The sequence below is a fragment of the Limosilactobacillus kribbianus genome (assembly GCF_026413145.1).
Taxonomy (GTDB): Bacteria; Bacillota; Bacilli; order Lactobacillales; family Lactobacillaceae; genus Limosilactobacillus; species Limosilactobacillus kribbianus.
Genome location: NZ_JAOVYZ010000030.1, coordinates 1 through 23,270, shown reverse-complemented (window position 1 = coordinate 23,270; position 23,270 = coordinate 1). Strand labels below are relative to the sequence as shown.

17 protein-coding genes and 3 pseudogenes are annotated in these 23,270 nt (G+C 49.5%); 8 read left to right on the top strand and 12 right to left on the bottom strand.

Features of this window, described 5'->3' with window-relative positions; genetic code table 11:
* Nucleotides 1–103, top strand: a pseudogene (locus tag OCT58_RS07090) (IS30 family transposase); the annotation flags it as partial.
* 783 nt (nucleotides 104–886) lie between these two features.
* On the opposite strand, the gene OCT58_RS07085 reads toward OCT58_RS07090, so the two are convergent.
* Nucleotides 887–1,276 carry a hypothetical protein gene (locus OCT58_RS07085; protein ID WP_085719410.1) on the bottom strand — a complete coding sequence of 130 codons (390 nt, stop codon included), beginning with the start codon at nucleotides 1,274–1,276 and terminating at the stop codon, nucleotides 887–889.
* Between the two features lie 352 nt (nucleotides 1,277–1,628).
* On the opposite strand from OCT58_RS07085, the gene OCT58_RS07080 reads away from it, so the two are divergent.
* Complete coding sequence (locus tag OCT58_RS07080) at nucleotides 1,629–2,234, top strand: recombinase family protein (RefSeq protein WP_267202178.1); 606 nt, start codon at nucleotides 1,629–1,631, stop codon at nucleotides 2,232–2,234.
* 201 nt (nucleotides 2,235–2,435) lie between these two features.
* On the opposite strand, the gene OCT58_RS07075 is transcribed toward OCT58_RS07080, so the two are convergent.
* The 3 genes from OCT58_RS07075 to pth are packed head-to-tail and all read right to left on the bottom strand — an operon-like array spanning nucleotide 2,436 to nucleotide 6,846.
* Nucleotides 2,436–2,702: an RNA-binding S4 domain-containing protein gene (locus OCT58_RS07075; RefSeq protein ID WP_267202177.1), complete on the bottom strand. Its 267-nt coding sequence runs from the start codon at nucleotides 2,700–2,702 to the stop codon at nucleotides 2,436–2,438.
* 18 nt (nucleotides 2,703–2,720) lie between these two features.
* On the bottom strand, nucleotides 2,721–6,233 hold the full coding sequence (gene mfd, locus OCT58_RS07070) for a transcription-repair coupling factor (RefSeq protein ID WP_267202179.1): 3,513 nt from the start codon (nucleotides 6,231–6,233) through the stop codon (nucleotides 2,721–2,723).
* Nucleotides 6,234–6,285: 52 nt separating this feature from the next.
* Nucleotides 6,286–6,846 (bottom strand): aminoacyl-tRNA hydrolase, encoded by a 561-nt coding sequence (gene pth, locus OCT58_RS07065; RefSeq protein WP_267202176.1) that lies wholly within the window; start codon nucleotides 6,844–6,846, stop codon nucleotides 6,286–6,288.
* 230 nt (nucleotides 6,847–7,076) lie between these two features.
* On the opposite strand from pth, the gene cbpA reads away from it, so the two are divergent.
* Complete coding sequence (gene cbpA, locus OCT58_RS07060; RefSeq protein ID WP_267202175.1) at nucleotides 7,077–7,715, top strand: cyclic di-AMP binding protein CbpA; 639 nt, start codon at nucleotides 7,077–7,079, stop codon at nucleotides 7,713–7,715.
* 60 nt (nucleotides 7,716–7,775) lie between these two features.
* Here cbpA and OCT58_RS07055 read toward each other — a convergent pair whose 3' ends face one another.
* The 5 genes from OCT58_RS07055 to acpS all read right to left on the bottom strand — a co-directional run bounded on the left by OCT58_RS07055 (nucleotide 7,776) and on the right by acpS (nucleotide 14,667).
* Entirely contained in the window at nucleotides 7,776–10,079 is a 2,304-nt protein-coding gene (locus OCT58_RS07055) for a collagen-binding domain-containing protein (protein WP_267202174.1), read from the bottom strand.
* 273 nt (nucleotides 10,080–10,352) lie between these two features.
* The gene (gene codA, locus OCT58_RS07050) at nucleotides 10,353–11,591 is read right to left on the bottom strand and encodes a cytosine deaminase (protein WP_267202173.1); all 1,239 of its coding nucleotides are present in this window, start codon (nucleotides 11,589–11,591) and stop codon (nucleotides 10,353–10,355) included.
* Between the two features lie 2 nt (nucleotides 11,592–11,593).
* On the bottom strand, nucleotides 11,594–12,919 hold the full coding sequence (locus OCT58_RS07045; RefSeq protein ID WP_438361119.1) for a cytosine permease: 1,326 nt from the start codon (nucleotides 12,917–12,919) through the stop codon (nucleotides 11,594–11,596).
* A gap of 264 nt (nucleotides 12,920–13,183) precedes the next feature.
* Nucleotides 13,184–14,305 (bottom strand): alanine racemase, encoded by a 1,122-nt coding sequence (gene alr, locus OCT58_RS07040; protein ID WP_267202171.1) that lies wholly within the window; start codon nucleotides 14,303–14,305, stop codon nucleotides 13,184–13,186.
* Entirely contained in the window at nucleotides 14,302–14,667 is a 366-nt protein-coding gene (acpS, locus tag OCT58_RS07035; RefSeq protein WP_267202170.1) for a holo-ACP synthase, read from the bottom strand. The genes alr and acpS overlap by 4 nt, the downstream gene beginning before the upstream one ends.
* Nucleotides 14,668–14,934: 267 nt before the next feature.
* Here acpS and OCT58_RS07030 point away from each other — a divergent pair, with 267 nt between their 5' ends.
* The 5 genes and pseudogenes from OCT58_RS07030 to dltD all read left to right on the top strand — a co-directional run bounded on the left by OCT58_RS07030 (nucleotide 14,935) and on the right by dltD (nucleotide 19,476).
* On the top strand, nucleotides 14,935–15,075 hold the full coding sequence (locus OCT58_RS07030; protein WP_104689021.1) for a teichoic acid D-Ala incorporation-associated protein DltX: 141 nt from the start codon (nucleotides 14,935–14,937) through the stop codon (nucleotides 15,073–15,075).
* A 14-nt stretch (nucleotides 15,076–15,089) separates the two neighbouring features.
* Nucleotides 15,090–16,622 carry a D-alanine--poly(phosphoribitol) ligase subunit DltA gene (gene dltA, locus OCT58_RS07025; protein ID WP_267202169.1) on the top strand — a complete coding sequence of 511 codons (1,533 nt, stop codon included), beginning with the start codon at nucleotides 15,090–15,092 and terminating at the stop codon, nucleotides 16,620–16,622.
* A pseudogene (gene dltB, locus OCT58_RS07020) lies at nucleotides 16,622–17,840 on the top strand (D-alanyl-lipoteichoic acid biosynthesis protein DltB). The gene dltA and the pseudogene dltB overlap by 1 nt, the downstream one beginning before the upstream one ends.
* Before the next feature lie 27 nt (nucleotides 17,841–17,867).
* Nucleotides 17,868–18,107 (top strand): D-alanine--poly(phosphoribitol) ligase subunit DltC, encoded by a 240-nt coding sequence (dltC, locus tag OCT58_RS07015; protein WP_267202168.1) that lies wholly within the window; start codon nucleotides 17,868–17,870, stop codon nucleotides 18,105–18,107.
* On the top strand, nucleotides 18,100–19,476 hold the full coding sequence (gene dltD, locus OCT58_RS07010; RefSeq protein ID WP_267202167.1) for a D-alanyl-lipoteichoic acid biosynthesis protein DltD: 1,377 nt from the start codon (nucleotides 18,100–18,102) through the stop codon (nucleotides 19,474–19,476). Before dltC ends, dltD begins: the two co-directional genes overlap by 8 nt.
* Here dltD and cshA read toward each other — a convergent pair.
* The 3 genes and pseudogenes from cshA to OCT58_RS06995 form a co-directional block, all read right to left on the bottom strand.
* Nucleotides 19,448–20,935: a degradosome RNA helicase CshA gene (gene cshA / locus OCT58_RS07005; RefSeq protein ID WP_267202166.1), complete on the bottom strand. Its 1,488-nt coding sequence runs from the start codon at nucleotides 20,933–20,935 to the stop codon at nucleotides 19,448–19,450. The two genes, dltD and cshA, sit on opposite strands and share 29 nt — an antisense overlap.
* 62 nt (nucleotides 20,936–20,997) lie before the next feature.
* Nucleotides 20,998–22,386, bottom strand: coding sequence for a UDP-N-acetylmuramoyl-tripeptide--D-alanyl-D-alanine ligase (locus OCT58_RS07000; protein WP_267202165.1), 1,389 nt, complete (start codon nucleotides 22,384–22,386; stop codon nucleotides 20,998–21,000).
* 151 nt (nucleotides 22,387–22,537) lie between these two features.
* Nucleotides 22,538–23,160, bottom strand: a pseudogene (locus tag OCT58_RS06995) (M48 family metalloprotease); the annotation flags it as partial.
* Between the last annotated feature and the right edge of the window lie 110 nt (nucleotides 23,161–23,270).

Here is a 23,270-nt window from a genome sequence, read left to right as displayed (position 1 = left end):
GATGCATCGTCGGAATAACATTCCTCGCAAGTCATTGAACTACCGCACACCACTTGAAGTATTCATGAAGCACGTCACCGATGAGCAACTAGCTTTTTTCTAACTTAATTTGACATTTCGGGTTTTAAATTAAAACAATATAAGCGCCAGGCTGAACTCTACTTGAAGAGATCTACCTGACGCTTATTATAATAATATATATTTATCCGATTATAAATACCTTTTAATTATATAATAATAATTAAAGTTGGTCAATAGTTTTTTTGAAATAATTATATATTTAAATCCACCCTACTTTAGCTTATACATAAGGTCTTTAAATACTGTAACCACCTTATGTATAATAACCTTTAGGACTAAGAATAAAGCTTTGCAACCTTTGTTTTTCGGTCCAAGTGAATCTTTGGATGACGCGTTACCCCTCACCTAATCCAGAACCACGGAGGTGACCGGTCATGCCAAGAGCTAGGAAAGACTGGAGGGTCAGACACGGTCCAAGTGGCTGTGACTATCTGGATACTATCCAAAGCAGCTGTACAGTTTGCCAAGGCTTTTCAGATAATAAAAAAAGCTAACCGTAAAGGCTAGCTACCCAAAATGTTTTCCAGAACATTCACGATTGAGAGCAACGAGCCGCAATCTCGTTGCTCTCTTTTCATTTATTTATTATACCCAAACTCAAAATAACTATCAAGAAATACATCCATAGTCATATATAATACAAAGTTTAAAGAGAATAATTGAAATCAAAGGCAAACAATCGTGTTCAACATGCATGGTTACTTGCTTTTTTAGTTATGATAAATTTACACTTTCTATCCTTAAAAGTAATCACATTTGATTATGTATAATTCTAGCAAATGCAAATCACACTATTTATCGATCTCTAATCATCTGGTATTTCGTAACTACTTTCATTGGTATTCTTCTTTCCAGAAATCTTTACATAATGAATAAGCCAATCCAATAATTCTTCATAAAATAGGCTTTCTTCATTATTATCAAGACCATTTACTAGATCTAACGTGTTTTCCAAAGAATCTAAAACTGGCTCTAGTGTCAATTCTTCAAAATTACCTTGTGCTTTTTCTTTTAAACTTAATTTCAAAATTTTATTCAACAAAGTTCGAGGCATTTCTTGTCTCATACGAATTGAATTAAGTATGTATTCTGATTCACTTTCATTAGCGTCTTTTGCAATCTTTTGTAATTGTTCCTTTTGCTCTTTAGTAACTCTAGCCCGTATATACTTCTCTTTTGTTGATTTCTCTATCATATTTTTTCACCCTTACCCTTATTGGTGAAAGTATAACAGATTACAATACATTTTGTGACTACAATTCAAAAATGCCATTAAAAAATGTAGTCACACTTAATAATACTAATACAGCAACATTTTCACCATGTGACTACAATTGTCTTTTAGTGTAGTCACATGATGAAATAAAATGTGACTACATTTTTATTTGTACGTTTTTTGACACAAAAATAATATACTTAACCTCCAGTTTTTTAAATAATATTTTTATTCTGTCCAAATAGAGTGTACTTCACCGTCACATACAGAGTTATACTGTCATCAACAATTGGAATGTAACATTTACTGTAACAAATAGAAGGTGGAAATAATGGCTCTAATATTTTATGCCAGGGTAAGTAGCAAAGACCAGAACTTAGAAAGACAATTGTATCGCGCAAAACAGGTAAAAGCAGATAAAATATTTCAGGACAAGAAAAGTGGGAAGAACACTGAAAGAGCAGGATTAAAAGAAATGCTTAACTACATTAGAGAAGAGGATACGTTAGAGGTAGTCAGCTTAGATCGATTAAGCAGAAACTACACTGACATTAAAAAACTAGTCCAAATAGTCAAGGAAAAGAAAGTTAAACTATTGATTGATGATCTTCCTGTAACTCACACAGGGAACGACTTGGTAGACAATTTCTTATTAGATATGATGATCAGTCTCATGGGATTCGTTGCAGAGAATGAGAGGCAAAAGATTCGTGAACGACAACGCCAAGGGATTGAACGTGCCAAACAAAAAGGTAAATATAGGGGTAGAATGAAGAAATATGCGCCTAACTCAAATGATAGAGAAGGAAGACTCGTTTATAAAGGAATTGTGAATGACTATCACACCAACAATTATGAAACCAAAGTTCAATTGGCAAAGAAGTATGGAATATCAAGACAACAACTCTATAGAATTCTACAAAACATCGACAAGTAAAAGGTAACAGGTGCTAACACACCTGGGGGATGCCCGTGTATGTAACAACCTGTGATTAGGTCCTAAATGCTATCATATCAAGCTTCCTGTAAGATGAAGCTACCCGCAATTTTTATATTAGTGCGGGAGGAGTATTCTTTTCCCCCCACTTCTATAACAAATTATATTTAGGTCAACTTAAATTTTACAACCTGCCTATTACTAATCAAAATTCTTGGCGTACTTCTCGTCGATAATCTCATACATGTCTTCGGCCTCGCTCTTCTTGGTGGTCTCTACAATCTGATTGATCTTAACCACCTCGGTCTTGTTACCAAACTTGATCGTCAGGGTATCACCAGCTGCCACCTTACTCGATGACTTAGCCGGCCGGTCATTAACCAGAATCCGCCCCTGGTCAGCAATCTCCTTAGCAACTGAGCGCCGCTTGATGATCCGTGAAACTTTTAAGAATTTATCTAATCGCATTTTATTAATCCTCCGTTTTTATGCTGCCTGATTACTATTCTGAACGACGTCCGCCAGGCCACCAACAAACTTTAACAGTTGGTTAAGCCAGTCCGCCGTCGTCATCTTTGGTTGAATGACCAGCCGAACCGTTAACTGCTGATCGGTTTCGCCGAGGGTTGCCTTGAAGTGGGTCTTGGCTAGCTGCTTAATGATCTCCGCTGCTTTGACCAACCGGCTTCCTTTTGGACTGAAGGTGATCATGATGTTATCCCGTTGCCGTTTAATCTGGGCAATCAGTGCCAGGTCGGCCCGCCGTTTCAGCTTACTGATCAGCAACAGGTTACCGACCGCCGTTGGGTAATCACCAAAGCGGTCAATCAGGTCACCCTGAATATCCAGCAGTTCCGCATCGTCACCAGCCTGCCGAATACTCTTGTAAAGTTCGATCTTCTGTTGCTGGTCATCAATGTAGCTATCTGGCAAGTAGGCCTCAACCCCGAGTTCAACCTCGGTATCGGCAGTCGGCTTGATCTTCTTCCCCTGCTTCTTGGCCACCGCATCGCTGAGCATGGCTGAGTAGAGGTCATAACCAACCGAGTCGATGAAGCCGTGCTGCTGTTTCCCGAGCAAGTTTCCGGCTCCCCGGATTGCCAAGTCCCGCATTGCGATCTTGAAACCAGAGCCCAGTTCCGTGAAGTCTCGGATCGCGGCCAGCCGTTTCTCACCCAGTTCAGTGAGAACCTTATTCGGCTGGTACATGAAGTAGGCGTAGGCCACCCGATTACTCCGGCCGATCCGCCCCCGGATCTGGTAGAGCTGAGCCAGCCCCATTCGGTCCGCGTTCTCCACAAAAAGCGTGTTGACGTTGGGAATATCGACCCCCGTCTCAATAATCGAGGTCGTTACTAGGACATCGTAGTTACCCTGGATAAACTCGTACAAGACTGTCTCCAGTTCATTTTCACTCATCTGACCATTGATATAGCCAATGGCGGCCTCCGGAACAAGCTCCTTCAGTTTAGCGACGGTTTCTTCAATATCACTAACCCGGTTGTGGAGGTAGTAGACCTGGCCCCCACGCTGCATTTCACGCATGATACCGTCACGAATGGCACCGTCGTTTTGTTCCATGACGTAGGTCTGAATTGGAAAACGTCCCGCTGGTGGGGTCTCCAGGACGGAGAGGTCCCGCACTCCCAGCATTGACATGTGAAGGGTCCGCGGGATCGGGGTCGCCGTCAGGGTTAAGACATCGACGTTGTTCTTTAACTCCTTGAGGCGCTCCTTGTGCTTGACCCCAAAGCGCTGCTCCTCGTCAACAATCACCAGACCGAGGTCCTTGAAGCGGACATCTTTGGAAAGAATCCGGTGGGTCCCCACGACCACGTCAACTTTACCAGCTGCTAGCTCAGCGTCGGTCTCCTTAAGCTCCTTATTGGTCTTAAAACGTGACATCAAGGCAATCTTAATTGGGAAGCCCGCAAACCGCTTGGTCATGGTGTCGTAGTGCTGCTGGGCAAGAACAGTGGTGGGCACCAGGAAGGCCACTTGCTTACCACCCGCAACCGCCTTGAAGATGGCGCGCATGGCAACTTCGGTCTTCCCATAGCCGACATCTCCGACCAGGAGCCGGTCCATCGGCTTAGCCTTTTCCATGTCCTGCTTGATTTCGTTAATACTCCGCAACTGGTCCCGCGTCTCCGTATACGGGAAGTTGGCATCAAACTGCTTCTGCAGGTAGTCGTCCTCCGGGAAGGCATAGCCCTTAGCTGTTTCCCGCTTTGAGTAGAGGTCAACCAGCTCGTCAGCAATGTCTTCAACCTTAGAAGCCACCCGCCGCTTCGTCTTGGCCCATTCATTACCACCGAGGCGGTTGATCCGGGGCATCTTTGATTCGGACGACACATACTTTTGAACCAGGTTCAGCTGGGTCACCGGTACGAAGATCTGGGCATTGTTACGGTAGTTGATGACCATGTAGTCCTGGTGAACCCCGTCAACCTCCATCGTTCGGATCCCACTAAAGATCCCGATCCCGTGGTTGACGTGGACAACATAATCTCCCGGTTTAAGGTCCGTGTAGCTCTTAAGCCGCTCCGCATTGGCCAGCTTCTGAGGACGGTGGCGGCGCTTGGTGACCTGCTTAAACATTTCACCCTCAGTGATAACCACCAGGCCGCCCGCGGGCATCTCAAAACCGTTATTCAAATTGGCGGCCACCAGCTGGACCGTATTGACATTGAGGGCATCGATGCCCGTTTCGGACGCGTCAATATCAAAGTCGTGCAGGGTCCGGGCAATCTGGTCCCGACGTACCTTACTGTTAGCCATTAAGACGATGGTCTGACCTTGATCAAGCCAGCGCTGGAGCTCCGTCTTTAGAAGGGGCATCTGACCGAAGAAGCGTTGCATCGGCCGGGTGGTCAGTTCGACCAGCTGGTTAAAGCGGAGGTTCCCCATTCCCTTTTTGAAGAGCGCCCCGTAGAGTTGGCCATGTTGATCGTCCTTAATCAGCTGCTCAAGATCATTTCCTAACTCCGGAACCGTGAGTAGTTGATGATACTTTACCTTGTCGGCCAGCCAGGACTGATCCTCGGCTGCGATTTGCTTAGCCACCTGCTTGATCCGCCCGAGATCATCAAGGTAAACCACCCCATTATCCGGCAGGTAGTCGAGTAGGGAGTGGGCTTGAGGGTAAACCAGGTCGCTGAATTCTTGCAAGTCATTAGACAGGCGGTGCTGCTTAAGGGATGTCAGCATTGGCTTGAAGCGATTATCCACCTGTTGGCGAATGTCATCATCCGTGTCCGTCAACTTAGCCAACAGCTGGTGGTACTGGTCCGCTACGGCCTTTTCGACCCGGTCAAACTCGGCCGGGGGCAGGATGAAATCGGTAGCGGGCAGAATCTCAACACTGTCGACGTTCTTGATACTACGTTGAGTGCTGGCGTCAAAGTACCGCAGCGAGTCCACCTCTGTATCAAAGAGGTCAATCCGGACGGGATCCGTCGTGTTCAGGGCATAGATATCGATGATTGACCCCCGCACCGCAAAGTCACCTGGCCGAAGCACCATCTTCTGGAGCTGGTAGCCCATCGCACTCAACTGGCCACGGGCTTTCTCGGGATCCAGCTCGCCCCCGGTCTTTACCTTCAGGGTTGCCTGCGCGAAGAATTGTGGGGAGACCACATTACGACGTAAACCGGCCGCCGAAGTTACCACAATCGCACTATCCCCTTGACCCAGGGCCGCTAATGCTTGGACCCGCTGCAGACGATAGTTCGGTGAACTGGTGGCTACTTCGGCTGCCAATACCTCCTCAACGGGGAATTGGTAGACTAGCTCCTCGCCAACTAGGCCGCCAAGATCATCAGCGAGTTCCTGCATGTGGGCCATGTTATCCGTGACTACCAGGAGTGGGCGTGATTGCTTTCCCTGAAGTGCCGCTAAAAGGAGTGCCCGTGCCGAACCCGAGATTCCGGTGATCAGCTGGCGGGTGGCCGGGTGTAGCTGGTCAACAATTTTCTTAAACGCTGGCGTCTTTTCCATAAAATTCTCAAGTTTCACCGTTGATCACTCCTTTCCTAAAATAGTTTGCCGGCTAATTGTAGTCATTCATTAATTGGGCAAAGTCTTCACCCTTGAGCCAGTCCTCCAGGGCATGTTCAGCCTGCTCAACCGCTGCATCAAACTTTGGCCGTTCTTCTTTACTGAACTTACCCAAGACGTGGCTGACCACCGTTCCGTGTTGAGGGTGGTCAATACCGAGCTTAACCCGGTTGAACTGCTTGGTGCCCAGGGCATTGATGATACTCTTCAAGCCATTGTGACCACCTGAAGCCCCGTGGGTCTTCAAACGAATCTGACCAACTGGCATGTCGAGGTCATCATTAACGATTACCAGGTTGGCCAGGTCAAGGCCATAGTAGTCAACTAATGGGCCAACCGCCCGACCAGAATCATTCATGAAGGTCGTTGGCTTAACCAGCATAACCTTCTCACCATTAATCACACCGCTGACCGCAACGGCCTCCTGCTTAAGGTGGCTAAAAGCGCCCAGGTGATAGTCGCGAGCCAACTGGTCCACAACCATAAAACCGGTATTATGACGGGTCTCATCATAACGGGTCCCAATGTTTCCTAAACCAACAATCATCTTCATAATTTTTCTCCATCCCTTCACTGTCGAAAATGCAAAAAGGCCGCACGGGAGATCACCCCCCGTCCAGCGATGTATTCTGATCTATATTATACGCTCGCTGATTTTGAAACCAAAATAATCGCCATCCGCTAACGACAATTCTTAAGTCATTCTCATTGTTTTCTCATGACAGTGCTAAAATTGTGTTATGATGTTTAGTGCACTTAGAAACGAAACAGAGGAATAATACCATGATTTTCAGTTCACTCATCAAGAAAAAGGACACCCTGACGACCCTTCCAGAAACCGCCACCCTTGCCGAAGCACTAACGGTATTGGAGAATACCGGCTACCGTTGTGTTCCCGTACTGGACGAATCCGGCAAGATCTTCCGTGGCAATATCTATAAGATGCACCTCTACCGGCATAAATCACGCAATGGGGACATGAACCTGCCGGTGACGGCCCTCCTCAAGAACGCCACCAAGTTTGTTTCCATTAACTCGGCCTTCTTCTCAGTCTTCTTCGCGATCCGCGACTTGCCTTACATTGCCGTTCTGGATGAGAATAACCAATTCTATGGCATCCTGACCCATAACAGCCTGCTCCGGGTCCTAGCAGAAGGCTGGAACGTCAACAACGGGAGCTACGTTCTGACTGTGGTTGCACCTGACGAACGGGGAGCCCTGATGACGGCTACCAAGGAAATCACCCGCTACTGTCAAATCGTCAATGTCCTCTCATTTGACCCCCAGCATTCATCAGTCAAGCAGATCCTGTTCACCCTTCCCGCTGACGTTACCCACGAAAAGATGGAAAAAGTCGTCAAGCGACTGATCAAGAAGGGCTTTGAGGTTCCCGAAGTTGAAGATCTCCATCAAGGATATTAATCATAAGGAAAAGCATGTTGCAGCTCATCGCGAGCGGTAACATGCTTTTTTATTAGTTATTTACTTTTTCTTCTTTTTGGGCTGAACCAGTCCCCAAATCATCAACTGAGCTGTGATTGCCAGGGCAATGCCTAACAGGATACCGTGATTATCTGTCCCCGTTTGCGGAAGGGCAACGGCTTCATCTTCGGCCTTAGCTATAGCACTTGCGGGTGCTGCCACTGTTTGGAATTGCGATGATGGCGTATCCACCACTACTGGATCCTGACTTGTAAGCTTAACCGGCTGACTCTGGTGAGATCCATCAGGCTTCGCTGGCGTTGCTGACTCAGGAGTCGAAGGAACAGGATCCTTATCCGGCGTCGGTTCCGGCTGCGGATCCGTCGGTTGCGGATCTGTTGGCTGTGGATCTGTTGACTGTGGATCCGTCGGTTGCGGGTCTGTTGGTTGTGGATCCGTCGGCTGTGGGTCCGTTGGTTGTGGATCCGTCGGTTGCGGATCTGTTGGCTGTGGGTCTGTTGGTTGTGGATCTGTTGGCTGTGGATCCGTTGGTTGTGGATCCGTCGGCTGTGGGTCCGTTGGTTGCGGATCCGTTGGCTGTGGGTCTGTTGGTTGTGGGTCCGTCGGTTGCGGATCTGTTGGCTGTGGGTCTGTTGGTTGTGGGTCCGTCGGTTGCGGATCTGTTGGTTGCGGATCTGTCGGCTGTGGGTCCGTTGGTTGCGGGTCCGTTGGTTGCGGGTCTGTTGGCTGTGGATCCGTTGGTTGCACAAACTCTTCTACCGGATGAATATCCCACTTGTGACTTTCCCCGCCCTTGATGTTAACGATGTTGGCAATAATGTTACCATCAACATTTACGTTCGCCGTTATCGTTGCATTTGGGGCAAGGATACTTCCCATGAAGTACCCACTCTGAATCACAATGTGAGCTGCACTATCACCAAAGTTCCATAAAATATGGTTCGGATGAGCATGACTTTCCCCAGGGTTAACGTGGTTGTTCTTTTCATCATCATAGTAGAGTTTAACCTGCGTATGGATTGAAACTTCGCTCCCCGCTGGCATTCCGATTACATTAATTACCACGGTTGGACCATTAACCTTGCTTGAAAGTCCATAGATCTTAATCGGCTGCGGTGCATTGAGGTACTCAAACGGAATATTTACATAGATAACGTTGTCCTTAGGTACCGCGTTGGAAACATCGATAAAGCGATCATTCATGTCGCTGAAGTCCTTGATTACCCCTGCCGATTCTTCCTGACTTGCGTAGAAGCCAGCCGCATTAAGTAATCGTTGGAAGAGTGCTGGGAAGTCAATGTAGTTTGTCCCGGCACCGTCCTTGAAGACCTCTTCAGGCTTTAAGTTGACCATGTGGTTACCGTTGACGTACACCTGGCCATTGATAATCTCGACGTTGACATCCTTACCGAATATTACATGATTAAAGAGCTCATTTCGGAATGATCCACTCTGCAATCCAGTATTAAGTTGTTGAATGTAGTAGATGTCACCCTTAGTTAAGTGAATGGAATCTCCACGAGTTCCAAAATCAACGTTACTGTTAAGGATCCCGACGGCAATGTTCCCATTCACATCAGCGCCTAAATTAGCTTCGTTGGCAAAGATGTGGAAAAGTGATGCTAACAGTAGGACACTCTTGGCATCAAGGTGGTTCACATCAATTCCATACTTGTCTTTTAGGATCTGGTCAGTGTGAATCTTATCAACCGTCTGCACGCCATCCTTAGGAGCTTCTGTCTCACCCGGCTGGTCAATTGCTGGCGGTGTCACTACTTCACCAGTATCACCAGTTCCTGGCAGGCCTTCTCCTGGTGCAGTGCTTTCACCAGAACCACTATCAATAGTTGGTGTATCACTAACCACTGGTACCTGTGAATCCGGCACCACAGAATCAACTGGCTGGTCACTGGCTACCGGGTCGCTCCCAACTACCGCATCGCTCGTTACGGGTGTTGCTGGTTGTTGACTTGACACCACCTGGCTAGTTACTGGAGCACTAAGCGATGGGGTATCAGCTACCGCACTATTAGCAGCACTTGATGTGATCACATTAGTATCTGCTACAGTATCGGCACTGCTCACACTGGCCGCTTCTGCTGAGGTTGGCAACACAGCACTAGCTACCGGCTGGGCACTTGCTGGGGCACTGCTCACCGTACCCGTTACGACCGTTGCATCAGTTCCTACCTGGTCGTCAGCGGACGCACTGTGTCCACCACCGATAAACAATAAGCCAAGGAGTACTGATACCACACCAATACTAAGTTTCCGAATACCAAAGCGTTGCTTGCGCGGTTGTTGTTTTTGAATCATTAATTTTGCGTTCTTTTTTGATAGCATTTCATCCATCCTCCTGTGATCAATCAAACTATAAAAACAGCATTTAGTGTTACTTTTATCTATCAGCATTAGTCATAGGGGGGAACACCTATTTTTAGTTGCCTTTAAATAAAATACTTCTTTTGCTAAGTAATACGATATCATGATTTTGTCGCATTTTGACACATTTACAGAGTATTAAATTAAAGATTAAACAACTACAGATTTTCTTAAAGATTAGGGACGCAAAAATGCCGCCAGCTCAACCAGCTAGCGGCATTTTAGTCATTCATACTACTTCAAATTAATCTTCGTTTCGGCCGGTTTAGTTTCGGCCAGGATCTTACCGTGACGAATATTGTAGAGAACCTCGACGTGCTTGTTCAGGGCATTGTAGAAGTCAGCAGCGTTAAGGAGAATACAGTTGGCCGGCTTGCCGACCTCAATTCCGTACTGGTCACTGATGTGCATCGTCTTGGCACCATTGTAGGTCACGTAGTTAAAGGCATCCTGCAGTTGGTGATAACCCATCAGGTGGGCAATGTAGACACCCATCGTCACTACATCGAGCATATTACCATTGCCCAGTGGATTCCACGGATCTTGAACGTCATCTTCACCGAAGGAAACATTAATGCCGGCGTTGGTCAGTTCCTTAATCCGGGTTACCCCCCGCCGCTTTGGATAGGTGTCAAAGCGACCGCCAAGGTGAACGTTAACCAGCGGGTTGGAGACGAAGTTAATGTCACTCATCTTCAACAGGCGGAACAGCTTGTAGGTGTAGGCATTGTTGTAGGACCCCATCGCCGTGGTGTGGCTGGCAGTGACCCGGTCCTTCATCCCCCGCTCATAAGCCTCGGTAGCCAGCACTTCGAGGTTCCGAGATGCGGGATCATCGATTTCATCACAATGAACATCTACCAGCCGGTCATACTTGTCGGCCAGCGCCATCAGGAAGTGAACTGACTGCCAACCGTATTCGGTGGTGAATTCAAAGTGTGGAATCCCACCAACAACGTCCAGCCCTTCCTTGACGGCCTGTTCCATCAGTTCACGACCGTGGAGATAGCTCAGAATTCCTTCTTGGGGGAAGGCAACCAGTTGGAGGTCAATCTGATCCTTTAATTCCTCACGCAACTCCAGCAAAGCTTGGGCAGCAATCAGGTGGGGATCGGTAACGTCAACATGACTCCGGACGTGCTGGATCCCATGCCCCACCATGTTTTCAATGGTCTTTCTGGCCCGCTTCTTAACGTCTTCCTTGGTCAGATCCTGCTTACGCTCACTCCAGATCCGGATCCCGTCAAAAAGGGTCCCGCTTTCATTCCATTCCGGTTGGCCTGCCGTCAGCGTGGCGTCCAGGTGGACATGCGAGTCCACGAATGGTGGCAAGAGGACATTCCCTTTACCATCAATCACCTGTTCGTTGTCGACCGCCGTCAATTCCGGGGCGATTTCCTTAAACTTGCCGTTAACAATCCGAACATCGGACGTTTCTTCATGGTTATCAATATGAACATTCTTAATCAGCATAGCTATGCTTCCTTTCGATCCGCAAACAGCATCAATACATAGTACAGCAAGCCACTCAGGACCATATCAACAAAGGTGGCCCCAATCGTATTGGCAAACAGTGGCAGCTGGTGGACGCCAACAAAGAAGGCAACTCCTAAAACAAATGTTATCATTGCCATCCAATTAATACCACCATGGTACCAGTATTTTCCGTTTACCTTCCCCAATTCGTTAATATTGTACTGCCGGTGAGCACGAATGTAGAAGTCAGTACAGATAATGGCAATTGTTGGCCCCAGGACCATCCCCACGTAATCCAGGAAGGACTCAAAGGTGGTCAGGAAGCTGCCGACAAACATCGGAATGAAGGTCACAATGGTTGCCAGGAGCACCACGATCCAAAGTGAGTACTTCAGACGCAGTTTAGTAAAGATATTGGACAGAGCAGAACCGGCAGCCATCAGGTTGACCGCGTTGGCCGTCATCGACGTTAAGATGATGACCAGGAGGGCAACCACTCCCAGGCCTAATTTGCTGGCGATCGTCGATGGATCGGAGTTGTTGGCATCATAGACCCCGCTTGAGATCGCAATACTGATCGTGGAGATCAAACCGATGAAGGCGAACCAAACTACCCCAAACAGGGCCCCAAAGAATGGCGTGTAGATGGCGTTGCCACGCTTAGCAGTAAACCGGGTGAAGTCGGCTCCCGCGGTTACCCAGGCCAGGTTAAAAGCGGCTACGTAGTCAATGGCGGCCCCAGTAGCCATCTTGGCGTGGGCTGGCACCTGCCAGTGGACGATCTGACCCAGTGAAACCGTTCGGAAGACAGCGATTGATTCCCAGATCACGAAGATCAGCACCAGGATGATCCCCAGCCGTTCGATCATCTGAACGGAACGGGAACCGCTGGAAACACTGATGATGTGGAGGACACTCATGATCAGGATCCCGACAACAAGACCCAGGTAACCACCGTGCTTACCCCAGACCGGCCAGCCGAGCAGGTCGTGGAAGAGGATGCTAACGGACTGAGCAGCGATGAAGGTATTGGCTGCAGTCCAGCCGATAAACTGGGTGATGTTAACTAGAGAAGGCAGGTAACTCCCGCGCTCACCAAACGATGCCCGGCTAATACTCATCGTCGAAACCCCGGTCTTGTAGCCGATGTAACCGATCAGGCTCAAGAATACGTAGGAAAGGGCTGATGATAGGACCAGGGCCTTCATCGCCAGGGCAAAGCCACACGCGGCCAGGACCCCGCCGACAAACCAGGTCCCGTTGTTAGCGTTGGCCCCGACCCAGGTAGCAAACATGTCCCACCGCGTCGTCTTCCGACTCTTCATCGGAACACTAAAAATATGTGCGTGCTGTTGTTCTTCCAAATTGTTCTCCTCCTTGATTTGAAAGCAAAAAGCCTTAGGGTCCTATTCGTCCCCTAAGGCTTCTCAAAAGTACACGCATAGTGCGCGGTTCTATTTAGTTCGAACGTCCTTTGCAGTCTCACGGGGCTACATTAAAGGACTCATATCAATTTCCACTATTTTACAAACCTGCGGGCAGATTGTCAATCCCCAGTCACGGCTTTCTTTAGATCAAAGAAGCGGAGCCTAATTCTTGTATACCCGGTGAACCCGGTTATTGATCCCAGTCAGGATCTCATAGTTAATGGTTCCTACCTGCTTGGCCAAGTCGGTTGGGGTCAGTTCCAGCTGGCCCGACTTGCCCATCAAGACGACTGGCGTATCAACGGGGTAATACTTTGGCAGCCGGACCATCATCTGGTCCATGCAGACCCGCCCGGCGATTGGACAGAACTGGCCATCTACCATTACCTTGAAGCCGGTCAGTGAACGTGGGTACCCATCCGCATAACCAACGGGCAGGGTCGCCAGCCATTCGTCTTCCTTGGCGGTGTAGGTTGCCCCGTAGCTGACTGATTCCCCGGTCTTGAGCTTTTTGACAAAGCTGATCGCTGTCTTGAAGGTGCCGACCGGCTGAAGGCCCAAGTTTTCCTTGATATCACAGCCAGATGGGTTGTGACCGTACATGGAGATTCCCATCCGCACCGTGTTGGCCGTAATCAGTTCCCGGTGCCACATTCCCGTTGCTGAGTTAGCCATGTGAACGTATGGCGGAAGCTCATCCAGGCTGTCAACGAACTGTTGCCAACGGGTTACCTGCTTATCAAAGTAAGTCTGATCGGTGCTGTCAGCCGTCGCAAAGTGAGTGAACATCCCCTCAAATTCAAACTCCGGACTCTTCAAGAGTTCCACAGCCTGCTTAAACTGGTCGATATCGGTAAAGCCGATCCGGCCCATTCCCGTGTCAATACCGAGGTGAACCTTCAATGGCTTGGTCCAGTGGTTAACTTGGGCCAGACGATGGTATTCTTGAAGCCAATCCAAGGAGCCCACCGTCAGTGACACGCCCGCCATCGCTGCGACATTGGCGTACTCGACCGGGGTGATTCCCAGGACCAGGCTTAAGGCATTGATCCCGTTGTCCCGCAGTTCCAACGCCTCATCCAGGATGGCAACACAAGTTCCCGTGGCACCAGCAGCCAGGGCCGCCTGGGCAACCGGGACCAAACCGTGTCCGTAGGCATTAGCCTTCACTACCGCAAAAATCCGGCTCCCGGCAGGCAGGACCGCCCGCTGTGCCTGAATATTGTGCCGCAGGGCCCCTAAGTCAACCTGATACGTTGTTTTTCGTAAACGACCACTAATCATTTTTCATGCTCACTTTCTAAAATTATTTCCGTCATCACTAAGGTGGCAGTATGACTGACTGAGGCGTGAACCCGACCGGCAAACGGCGAATGGGTTACCACCGGCGCCCTTGATTGGTTATCGACAATCTCAACATCCTGAAAACCGACCGTCTTACCGATGCCAGTTCCCATGGCCTTACCAAAAGACTCTTTTAACGACCAGCGACCCGCCAGGTATTCCACGGCCCGCTGACCACTGAATTGGTAGTACTGTTCCTGCTCGCCTGGCGTCAGGATCCGGTTAACAAACTGGGGGTGCCGTTTAGCTAGTCGGTCAACCCGTTCTAGCGGTGTTAAATCAATACCAAGTCCCTCAATCATCCTGTCCCCTCCTTATAATGTTCAAATCATTATCATAGCTAAAATTACTATAACTTGCAATTGATCATTTTTACTACGTTTACCGTAAGTCAATTACTAATTACTATTTTATTGAGCGCTAAAATGGTTATAATGTAAAGGTTAGAATTATATCCGATCAAATCTTGAAGTTTTAGTAAAGATTTCAGGAATTATGGTTCCTGTTGGGATATAATGCTAAGCTATCGCCAGTGCTTCTGGCACGTTTCGAGAGGAGAGGACTAGAACGTGACAAAATTTACGCAAGAACACCCCGCCCTAAGCTTCACGCTGAAGACGGTGTTTTACTTTGTCGTGATTCTCCTTTTAGTCTATCTATACGGATATTATGGTGCTGGTCAAGAACCATTTATCTATAATGAATTCTAATAATGGAGGAAACTATGACCAAAAATATTGTGACATCGTTCGATGAGTGCGCCCAGCAAAACGCCGCACGCATCGCCTATGATGAGATGGGGACAACCACCACTTACGGTGAGCTGGCTAACAGTGCCAATACCTTGGCTGCATGGTTGGCTAAGCAGGACCTTGCCAAGCAAACACCGATCCTGGTCTTTGGTGATCACCAAGTTGAGATGATCGTCAGTTTCTTAGCTGCTCTGAAGACCGGCCACCCTTACATCCCGGTCTCAACTGACTCCGCCCTGCCCCGGATTCAATCAATTCTTGACACGGCCCAGCCAGGAATGATTATCGCCATTGACAACTTCCCAAGCGATAAGGTCACGACTGACGCGACTGTTATCACCAAGGACCAGCTGATGAACATTTTGAAAGACAAGCAGGGCTTCACGCCGGCAGCTGATCAAATGGTTAGCGGCAACGAACTGGCCTACATCCTGTTTACGTCCGGGACAACCGGTTCGCCAAAAGGGGTCGAGGTTAGCCATGACAACCTGCGGACCTTCATCGACTGGATGCTCGGTGACGACTTCAAGCTGCCCGCTAACGTCAACTACCTGGGACAGCCCCCATACTCGTTTGACTTATCAAACATGTACTGGTGGCCAGCCCTGCTGAGTGGCAGCACCATCAAGGCCATCCCACATGACGTGGTGGAAAACTTCGGTAAGCTCTTCACCGCCCTGCCGCACCTGGACCTCAACGTCTTCGTCGGTACCCCATCATTTGCGGACATGCTGATGCTCAGTCCAGCCTTCAGCGAGAAGCAGATGCCGGGATTAAAGTTCTTCCTGTTCTGTGGTGAGGAAGTGACCGTCAAGACCGCGAAGAACCTGCAGCAGCGTTTCCCACATGCCAAGATCTTCAACACTTATGGTCCAACTGAAGCTACGGTGGCCATCTCAGGTGTTGAGATCACCCCGGAAATTGTCGCCAACAATGACCGGCTGCCAGTTGGGTACGCCAAACCGGGGATCAAACTTTCTATCTGGAATGGCGACCAGGAGATTACGGAACCCGGTAAACAGGGTGAGATCATCATCAGTGGTGACAGTGTCGCCCAGGGATATATGAACAATCCAGAGAAGACGGCCAAGGCCTTCTTCGAACTCAACGGTCAAAAGGCCTACCGGACCGGGGATGCTGGAATTCTCGACGCCGATGGTCTGCTCCACCACAAGGGCCGGATGGACTTCCAGATCAAGCTCCACGGTTTCCGGGTGGAACTAGACGAAGTTCGCGCCAGCCTGGAAAAGAGTCCGCTGATCAAGCAGGCAGTTGCCGTACCAAAGTACAATAAGGACGGTAAGGTCACCCACCTGATCGCCGACGTCATCCCAAAGGAACAACCTGATGATCCGGCAGCCCTGACCAAGGCCATCCGGGAGAGCCTCGACGGGTTGATCATGCCATACATGATGCCAACCCAGTTCATCTACCGGGAAAGCTTCCCAATGTCGGCAAATGGTAAGATTGCCGTCAAACAGCTGATTAGCGAGGCTAACAAGTAATGATTAATTGGATTGCTAGCCTACCTAACTTCAGTGCCTATGGGACCCCGATGTACTTCTTCTACCTGATACTCGCCATCTTACCCCTTGGCATTGGCCTGTATTTCGGTAAAAGGTTCAGCTGGTACGAGGCCCTGATCAGCTTCATCTTCATCTTTTTGATGTTCGACGGTGACAGCTGGCAGCAGGGAATTTCACTGATTGTCTACGTCATCTGGCAAACTTGTCTGGTGATGTACTATCACCATTACCGGCAAAAGAATAACGCGTCGGGCGTCTTCTACCTGATGGTGGCCCTCTCAATTGCCCCATTGGTAATCGTTAAGCTGACTCCGGCAATGGTTGGTCACAACTCACCGCTTGGTTTCTTAGGGATCAGTTACCTGACGTTCCGGGCGGCCGGAACCATCATCGAAACCCGTGACGGGATGGTTAAGGACATCTCAGCATGGAAGTTTATCCGCTTCATGCTCTTCATGCCAACCCTGACATCCGGGCCAATCGATCGTTACCGGCGTTTCTCCAAGGACTACCAGAAGGTGCCGAGTCGGGAAGCCTACCTGGCCCTGGTGAACAAAGGAATCTTCTACCTCTTCCTGGGATTCTTATACAAGTTCGTCATCGGTTACTTCTTTGGTCAACGTTTCCTACCGCACTTTGAGCGGATGGCCCTCCTCCAGCCTCACATGATTTCATGGAGCATGGTTGGGGTCATGTACACACGGTCTGTACCTCTTCTTCGACTTCGCTGGTTACTCACTCTTTGCCGTTGCAATCAGTTACTTCATGGGTGTCAAGTCACCGATGAACTTCAAGCAGCCGTTCAAGTCCAAGAACATCAAGGAATTCTGGAACCGGTGGCACATCAGCCTGTCCTTCTGGTTCCGGGACTACATCTTTATGCGGTTCGTCTTCCTGGCTACCAAGAAGCGGTGGTTTAAGAACCGGAACGCCCTGTCATCAACAGCCTACATGCTGAACATGACCCTGATGGGCTTCTGGCACGGAATTACCTGGTATTATATTCTATACGGAATTATTCATGGCCTCGCCCTCGTCACCAACGACTGGTGGCTGCGGTACAAGCGCAAGCACCTGCCGAACTTGCCACATAACAAGTTGACGACCGGCGTTGCCATCTTCATCACCTTTAACTTTGTAATGGTCACATTTTTGATTTTCAGCGGTTTCTTAAACACCTACCTGTTGAGCAAATAGCTGAGTAAGATTTAGGAGGATTTTATCATGCAAGAACAAATTATTAACATTTTAGCTGACGCAACTGGCCGTGACGCATCTGACTTCAGCGATGCTAGTCAAGATCTCTTTGCTTCTGGTCTTTTGGATTCCATGGCAACGGTTAGCCTGCTCTTGGGTCTGCAAGACGCCTTTGACATCCAAGTTCCAGTTTCTGAATTTGACCGGAGCCAATGGAACACTATCGAAAAGATCGAACAACGGGTAAAGGAGTTACAAAATGCATAACAGCAAGCGGCTGTGGTCGATCTTCGGCCCGGTAATTCTTGCTTTTGTCCTGGTCTTGCTGCTGTTCTCCTTGCCAATTAAGAAGAACCACTCGCTGCAGACGGAAAAACAGGCCGCTGTTTCCCTGAGTCCAGTTATCTTCAAGAACCAATCACTGAAGAAACAGGCCTTAAACGACAAAAAGGCTAACTTTGTGCCCTTCTTCGGTTCCAGTGAGCTGCGCCGGATGGACCGCTATCACCCGTCCGTCATGGCTGCTCGCTATCACAACTACACGCCGTTTCTCTTTGGTTCTCGCGGTACCCAATCACTACCGCAGTTCTTCAACATCAACTCAATGGAGAACCAGATGACGGACCAAAAGGCGGTCTACATCATCTCCCCACAGTGGTTTACCAAGCAGGGGGTTCAGGCACCGGCCTTCAAGTACTACAACGGTTCATACGCTAACCTGACCTGGCTGCAGCACGCTAACCCGCGTTCACCATACGATCGTTACGTTGCTAAGCGGCTCATCGCCCTGATCGGTGATGACGGAACAGTCGGTGCTGGGGCCCGGAAGATTGCGGCCGGCCATTCACTCAGTTCTTGGGACCGCTTCGTCATCAACAGCCGGGTTAACATCCTGGCCCATGAGGATTCAATTTTCTCCGAGCTGCAGATCAACCAGAACTACGAGAAGCACATCCTGCCGAACGTCAACCGGCTGCCAAAGAAGTACAACTACGATCGCTTGTACAAGCAAGCTGAACGGGTTGGTAAGCGGGACTCTAACAACAACGAGTTCAGCATCCGCAATGCCTTCTACGACAAGCGGGTCAAGCCAGACCTGGACAAGTTGGCAGGTTCTCAACGGAAGTTCAACTACACGGCTTCACCAGAATATGGTGACTTACAAGTCGTCTTGAACGAGTTCAAGAATACCAATTCAAACGTTCTCTTCGTCATCCCACCAGTTAACGCTAAGTGGGAAAAGTACACTGGGTTGGACATGAACATGTACTACCGTTCCGTGGAAAAGATCAAGTTCCAACTGCGTGAACAAGGCTTCACCCACGTTCTGGACCTCTCCCATGACGGTAGTAAGCCAGCCTTCATGGAAGATACCATCCACATCGGTTGGGCCGGCTGGGTTAAGTTTGATCGGGCAACCAATCAATTTATCTCCACCAAGCAGCCACAACCAAACTACCGGATGAATGACGAATTCCTGACCAAGCGCTGGGCTAACTTAAACCCAACTGCTCACAACCTGCAAGAATTCAAGAACCAAGAATTACGGGAAATAAAAAAATGCGAACCAGCGGATTTTCCGCGTGGTTCGCATTTTTTGTTTACCCTTAGTCTTCCTTCCGGTGCCGGATATTAAATGAATGGCGACTGGAGTGACTATTACCATGGTGATCATTGCGCCGGTGGGAACGGTAGCCATTTCGACGGCCGTGGCCTTCGTGACGATGCCGGTAGTGGCCATTGTTGCCCCGTGAATGGTTATGACGGTTACGCCGTGGCAGTGGCCGTTCTGGCGTAATCTTAACCGGAACATCACTGGCTGCTTCCTTGGTCATATCGTTAAGCAGAGCAGCTACCAGGTCGGTGGCGTCATGGGTCTCCAGGAGCTTAGCTGCAGCATCCTTGTAACGGTCGGTGGTGTCCTGAGCGATCAGTTCATCAATGTTGTTGAAGGCCGTGGCCACTTGACCGCGGAAGGCTTCCTCGGCCGTTGGTGGCTTCAGTGGCAGCATCCGGACCCGGGTCAGCTTCTCAATCTCGTGAAGGTAGTCCATCTCATTTGGTGTCACGAAGGTCAGTGACATTCCGTGGTGTCCGGCCCGGCCCGTCCGACCAATTCGGTGAACATAACTGTCGGGATCAGATGGGATATCGTAGTTGTAAACGTGGGTAACCCCGGAGATATCCAATCCCCGAGCCGCCACGTCGGTTGCAACCAGGATATCCAACTGACCATTCTTGAACTTCCGCATGATCTTGGTCCGTTGGTCCTGGCTCAGGTCGCCATGAATGCCGGCCGCGTTGTAGCCCCGGGCAACTAACCCCTTGGACAGTTCATCGACCCGCCGCTTGGTCCGGCCAAAGACAATCGTCAATTCAGGATCCTGAACATCAATCAGCCGGGTCATAATATCAAACTTCTCGTAATCACGAGCGCGAACATAGTACTGATCAACAAGGTCCGTCGTCAGCTCCTTAGCCTTGATCCGTACCATCTTTGGGTCAGTCATGAACTGAACACCGATCTTCTTGATCTCCGGTGGCATTGTCGCCGAGAAGAGCAACGTCTGCCGGTCCTTTGGCGTCTGGTTGATAATGGCCTCAATGTCATCGAGAAAGCCCATATTGAGCATTTCATCGGCCTCATCCAGTACCAGGGTCTTGATGTTGCCTAGCTTGACCGTGTGCCGGTTCAGGTGATCACGAAGCCGTCCTGGCGTCCCCACCAGAATCTGTGGGTGTTGCTTCAGGCTCTTGATCTGCCGGCGGATGTCGGCCCCACCATAGACTACCTGAACCCGGACATGCTTATCCTTCCCCAGTCGGTACAGTTCCTCTTGGGTTTGGATAGCCAATTCCCGGGTTGGTGAGATCACCAGGGCCTGGATATCCGGGTCCTTAGTGTCAACGTGTTCGATAATCGGCAACCCAAATGCGGCCGTCTTACCGGTCCCTGTCTGGGCTTGACCGATCACATCTTGACCATCCAATACCATTGGAATGGTCTGTTCCTGAATTGGCGTGGCCTCTTCATAGCCGCTCCGCTTAATTGCTTTCAATAAACTTTCTGACAAGCCTAATTCGCTAAATTTCAAAAAATTTCCTCCTAAAAGATACGGGCAAGGGGCTGCAACCAATGTCACAGCCCCGCGCACCATTAATCATTTTGCTTTTTTTCAATTGCGTCCAGTACTTTTTCAAGGTGGATTCCATGACTCGCCTTCAACAGAACCAGGTCACTTGCCGTCAGGGTTGCCTGCAGATCCGCAGTCAACTGGTCCAGCTGGTCAGCCTGGTAATAGTGGATGGCCGCTGCTGGATAGCCGTCTTCTTGCAATCGGTCCTTTAAGGCTATCATCTGCTTTCCAACCAGGTAGACTTCCTGAATCTTAGCAGGGTCAATCTGCGCCGCCAGACTAGCGTGCAGCCGGGCTGAAGTCTCCCCAAGCTCTAACATGTCACCCAGGACCGCGATCCGCCGACCTTCAGTTGGCATCTCGGCTACCGTCTTGAGGACCTGCTTAGCCGCCGTCGGGTTGGAGTTGTAAACATCGCTCAGAATCTGCTCGCCGTTTTCACCAGTAACCCATTCTGCCCGGTTTTCCGTCAACTCAACATTAGCCAGGGCCTGCTTGATGTGGTCCGGCGTGATGTGGAGCAAACGGCCAACCGCCATGGCTGCCAGGGCGTTGTTAACGTTGTACTCACCTACCATCGGGATCGTAAACTGCAGGTCTGGCCATTCGTTAACCGTAAAGGTCAGGGAACGTGGCTTTTCCTCTACACTCGTTGCGTAGAGGTCGTCGTCAAGGTGCCGGCCGAACCGCACCAGACGTTGGTCGATCTTGGCGGCCCGTTCATTCAAGAGCGGTTCATCCCCGTTATAAACCAGGGTGCCGTCTTCCTTTAAGCCGTTGGTGATCTCCATCTTGGCATCAGCAATCCGGTCACGGGTACCGAAGAACTCAATGTGGGCCTCACCAATCATCGTGATGACCGCAATATCTGGTGATGCCAACTTACTTAGGAAGTCCAACTGACCAAAACGGTCCATCCCCATCTCAACGACAACGGCCTCCGTATTGGCCTCCATGTTGAGCAGGGTAACCGGAACACCAATCTCGTTGTTGAAGTTAGCATAGGTCTTGGTGACATTCAGTTGGGTACTCAGGATTGAGGCAATCATATCCTTAGTAGTCGTCTTACCGTTACTACCCGTGACGGCAACCACCATTGGGTTGATCTTGTGCAGGTAATACTTACTAAGTTGCTGAAGGGCCTTCAATGGATCGTCAACCACCAGCAGTGGGTGGTCATGGTCCATAATCTCGTGATCACTGGCCCACAGTGATGCACCAGCACCATTGGCAAAGGCACTAGCCACAAAGCGGTGACCGTCCTGGGCCCCCTGCAGGGGAACGAAGAGTGCTCCGCGGTCCAGGTGACGACTGTCAAAGGATACACTGGTCAACTCAACATCTTGCCATTGGTCAATATTGTTTTGCGCGTTAATTGCCTTGGCAATTTCCGCTAACTTCATTTTCATGGAAAAGCTACCTCTTCTTTTGATACTTTCGTCTAACTAATTAATTATAGCACCCTCACCTGGCAAAGGCGATTAAAAGGCGGATGTGTTATCGAATTGAAACACACTAAAACGGGCGCAATCGGTTTTTAACTGATCACGTCCGTTTTCATTACATTTCTTCTAGCCGCTTGATTCGGTCATCCAGCGGTGGGTGCGTGTCAAACAGGTGGGCAAAGCGCCGGTGCTTGGCATTGCGCTCTGAATCACTGATATACAGGGCCGAGCTATTCGGATCCGCCGCCCTCATCGGCTGGGCATCCTTGAGCTTCTCTAAAGCTGAGATCAATCCATGGGGGTCCGGGTCAGTTCAACCGATCCGGTATCCGCCAGGTACTCCCGGTTCCGTGACAGCGCCATCTGGGCGATCGTCGCTGCCAGTGGCGCCAGGATGATCAACAGGATGGAACCGAAAATAGCCAAAACACCACCGGCATCATCATCGTCACTATCACTACTCCGGCCACCAAACCACCAGAAGTTCCCGGCAAAGTTTACCAGGACGGAGATGGCCGCCGATAGGGCCAAGGCCATCGTCTGCAAGCGGATGTCGTAGTTGCGCACGTGACTCATCTCGTGGCCCATCACGCCCTCAAGCTCCTCTCGATTCATGATCTGGAGAAGGCCCGTGGTGGCAGCCACTGCGGCGTGTTGGGGATCATTCCCGGTCGCAAAGGCGTTAGGACTAGGGTCATCGATAATGAAGACCCGGGGCATTGGAACCAATGTCATTAAGTTAAGAGCTTGACAATTAGTGGTCGGTTCTTACAGGATGTCGTTTGAAAAGTAATTCGTTAATTTTAAGGCCACCTAAGTAGTAATCGCGGTTACTAATTAGGTGGCCT

Coding starts and splice junctions, on each gene's coding strand:
- OCT58_RS07085 (WP_085719410.1), bottom strand. CDS start 1,276: ATGATAGAGAAATCAACAAAAGAGAAGTATATACGGGCTAGAGTTACT.
- OCT58_RS07080 (WP_267202178.1), top strand. CDS start 1,629: ATGGCTCTAATATTTTATGCCAGGGTAAGTAGCAAAGACCAGAACTTA.
- OCT58_RS07075 (WP_267202177.1), bottom strand. CDS start 2,702: ATGCGATTAGATAAATTCTTAAAAGTTTCACGGATCATCAAGCGGCGC.
- mfd (WP_267202179.1), bottom strand. CDS start 6,233: ATGGAAAAGACGCCAGCGTTTAAGAAAATTGTTGACCAGCTACACCCG.
- pth (WP_267202176.1), bottom strand. CDS start 6,846: ATGAAGATGATTGTTGGTTTAGGAAACATTGGGACCCGTTATGATGAG.
- cbpA (WP_267202175.1), top strand. CDS start 7,077: ATGATTTTCAGTTCACTCATCAAGAAAAAGGACACCCTGACGACCCTT.
- OCT58_RS07055 (WP_267202174.1), bottom strand. CDS start 10,079: ATGCTATCAAAAAAGAACGCAAAATTAATGATTCAAAAACAACAACCG.
- codA (WP_267202173.1), bottom strand. CDS start 11,591: ATGCTGATTAAGAATGTTCATATTGATAACCATGAAGAAACGTCCGAT.
- OCT58_RS07045 (WP_438361119.1), bottom strand. CDS start 12,919: ATGAAGAGTCGGAAGACGACGCGGTGGGACATGTTTGCTACCTGGGTC.
- alr (WP_267202171.1), bottom strand. CDS start 14,305: ATGATTAGTGGTCGTTTACGAAAAACAACGTATCAGGTTGACTTAGGG.
- acpS (WP_267202170.1), bottom strand. CDS start 14,667: ATGATTGAGGGACTTGGTATTGATTTAACACCGCTAGAACGGGTTGAC.
- dltA (WP_267202169.1), top strand. CDS start 15,090: ATGACCAAAAATATTGTGACATCGTTCGATGAGTGCGCCCAGCAAAAC.
- dltC (WP_267202168.1), top strand. CDS start 17,868: ATGCAAGAACAAATTATTAACATTTTAGCTGACGCAACTGGCCGTGAC.
- dltD (WP_267202167.1), top strand. CDS start 18,100: ATGCATAACAGCAAGCGGCTGTGGTCGATCTTCGGCCCGGTAATTCTT.
- OCT58_RS07000 (WP_267202165.1), bottom strand. CDS start 22,386: ATGAAAATGAAGTTAGCGGAAATTGCCAAGGCAATTAACGCGCAAAAC.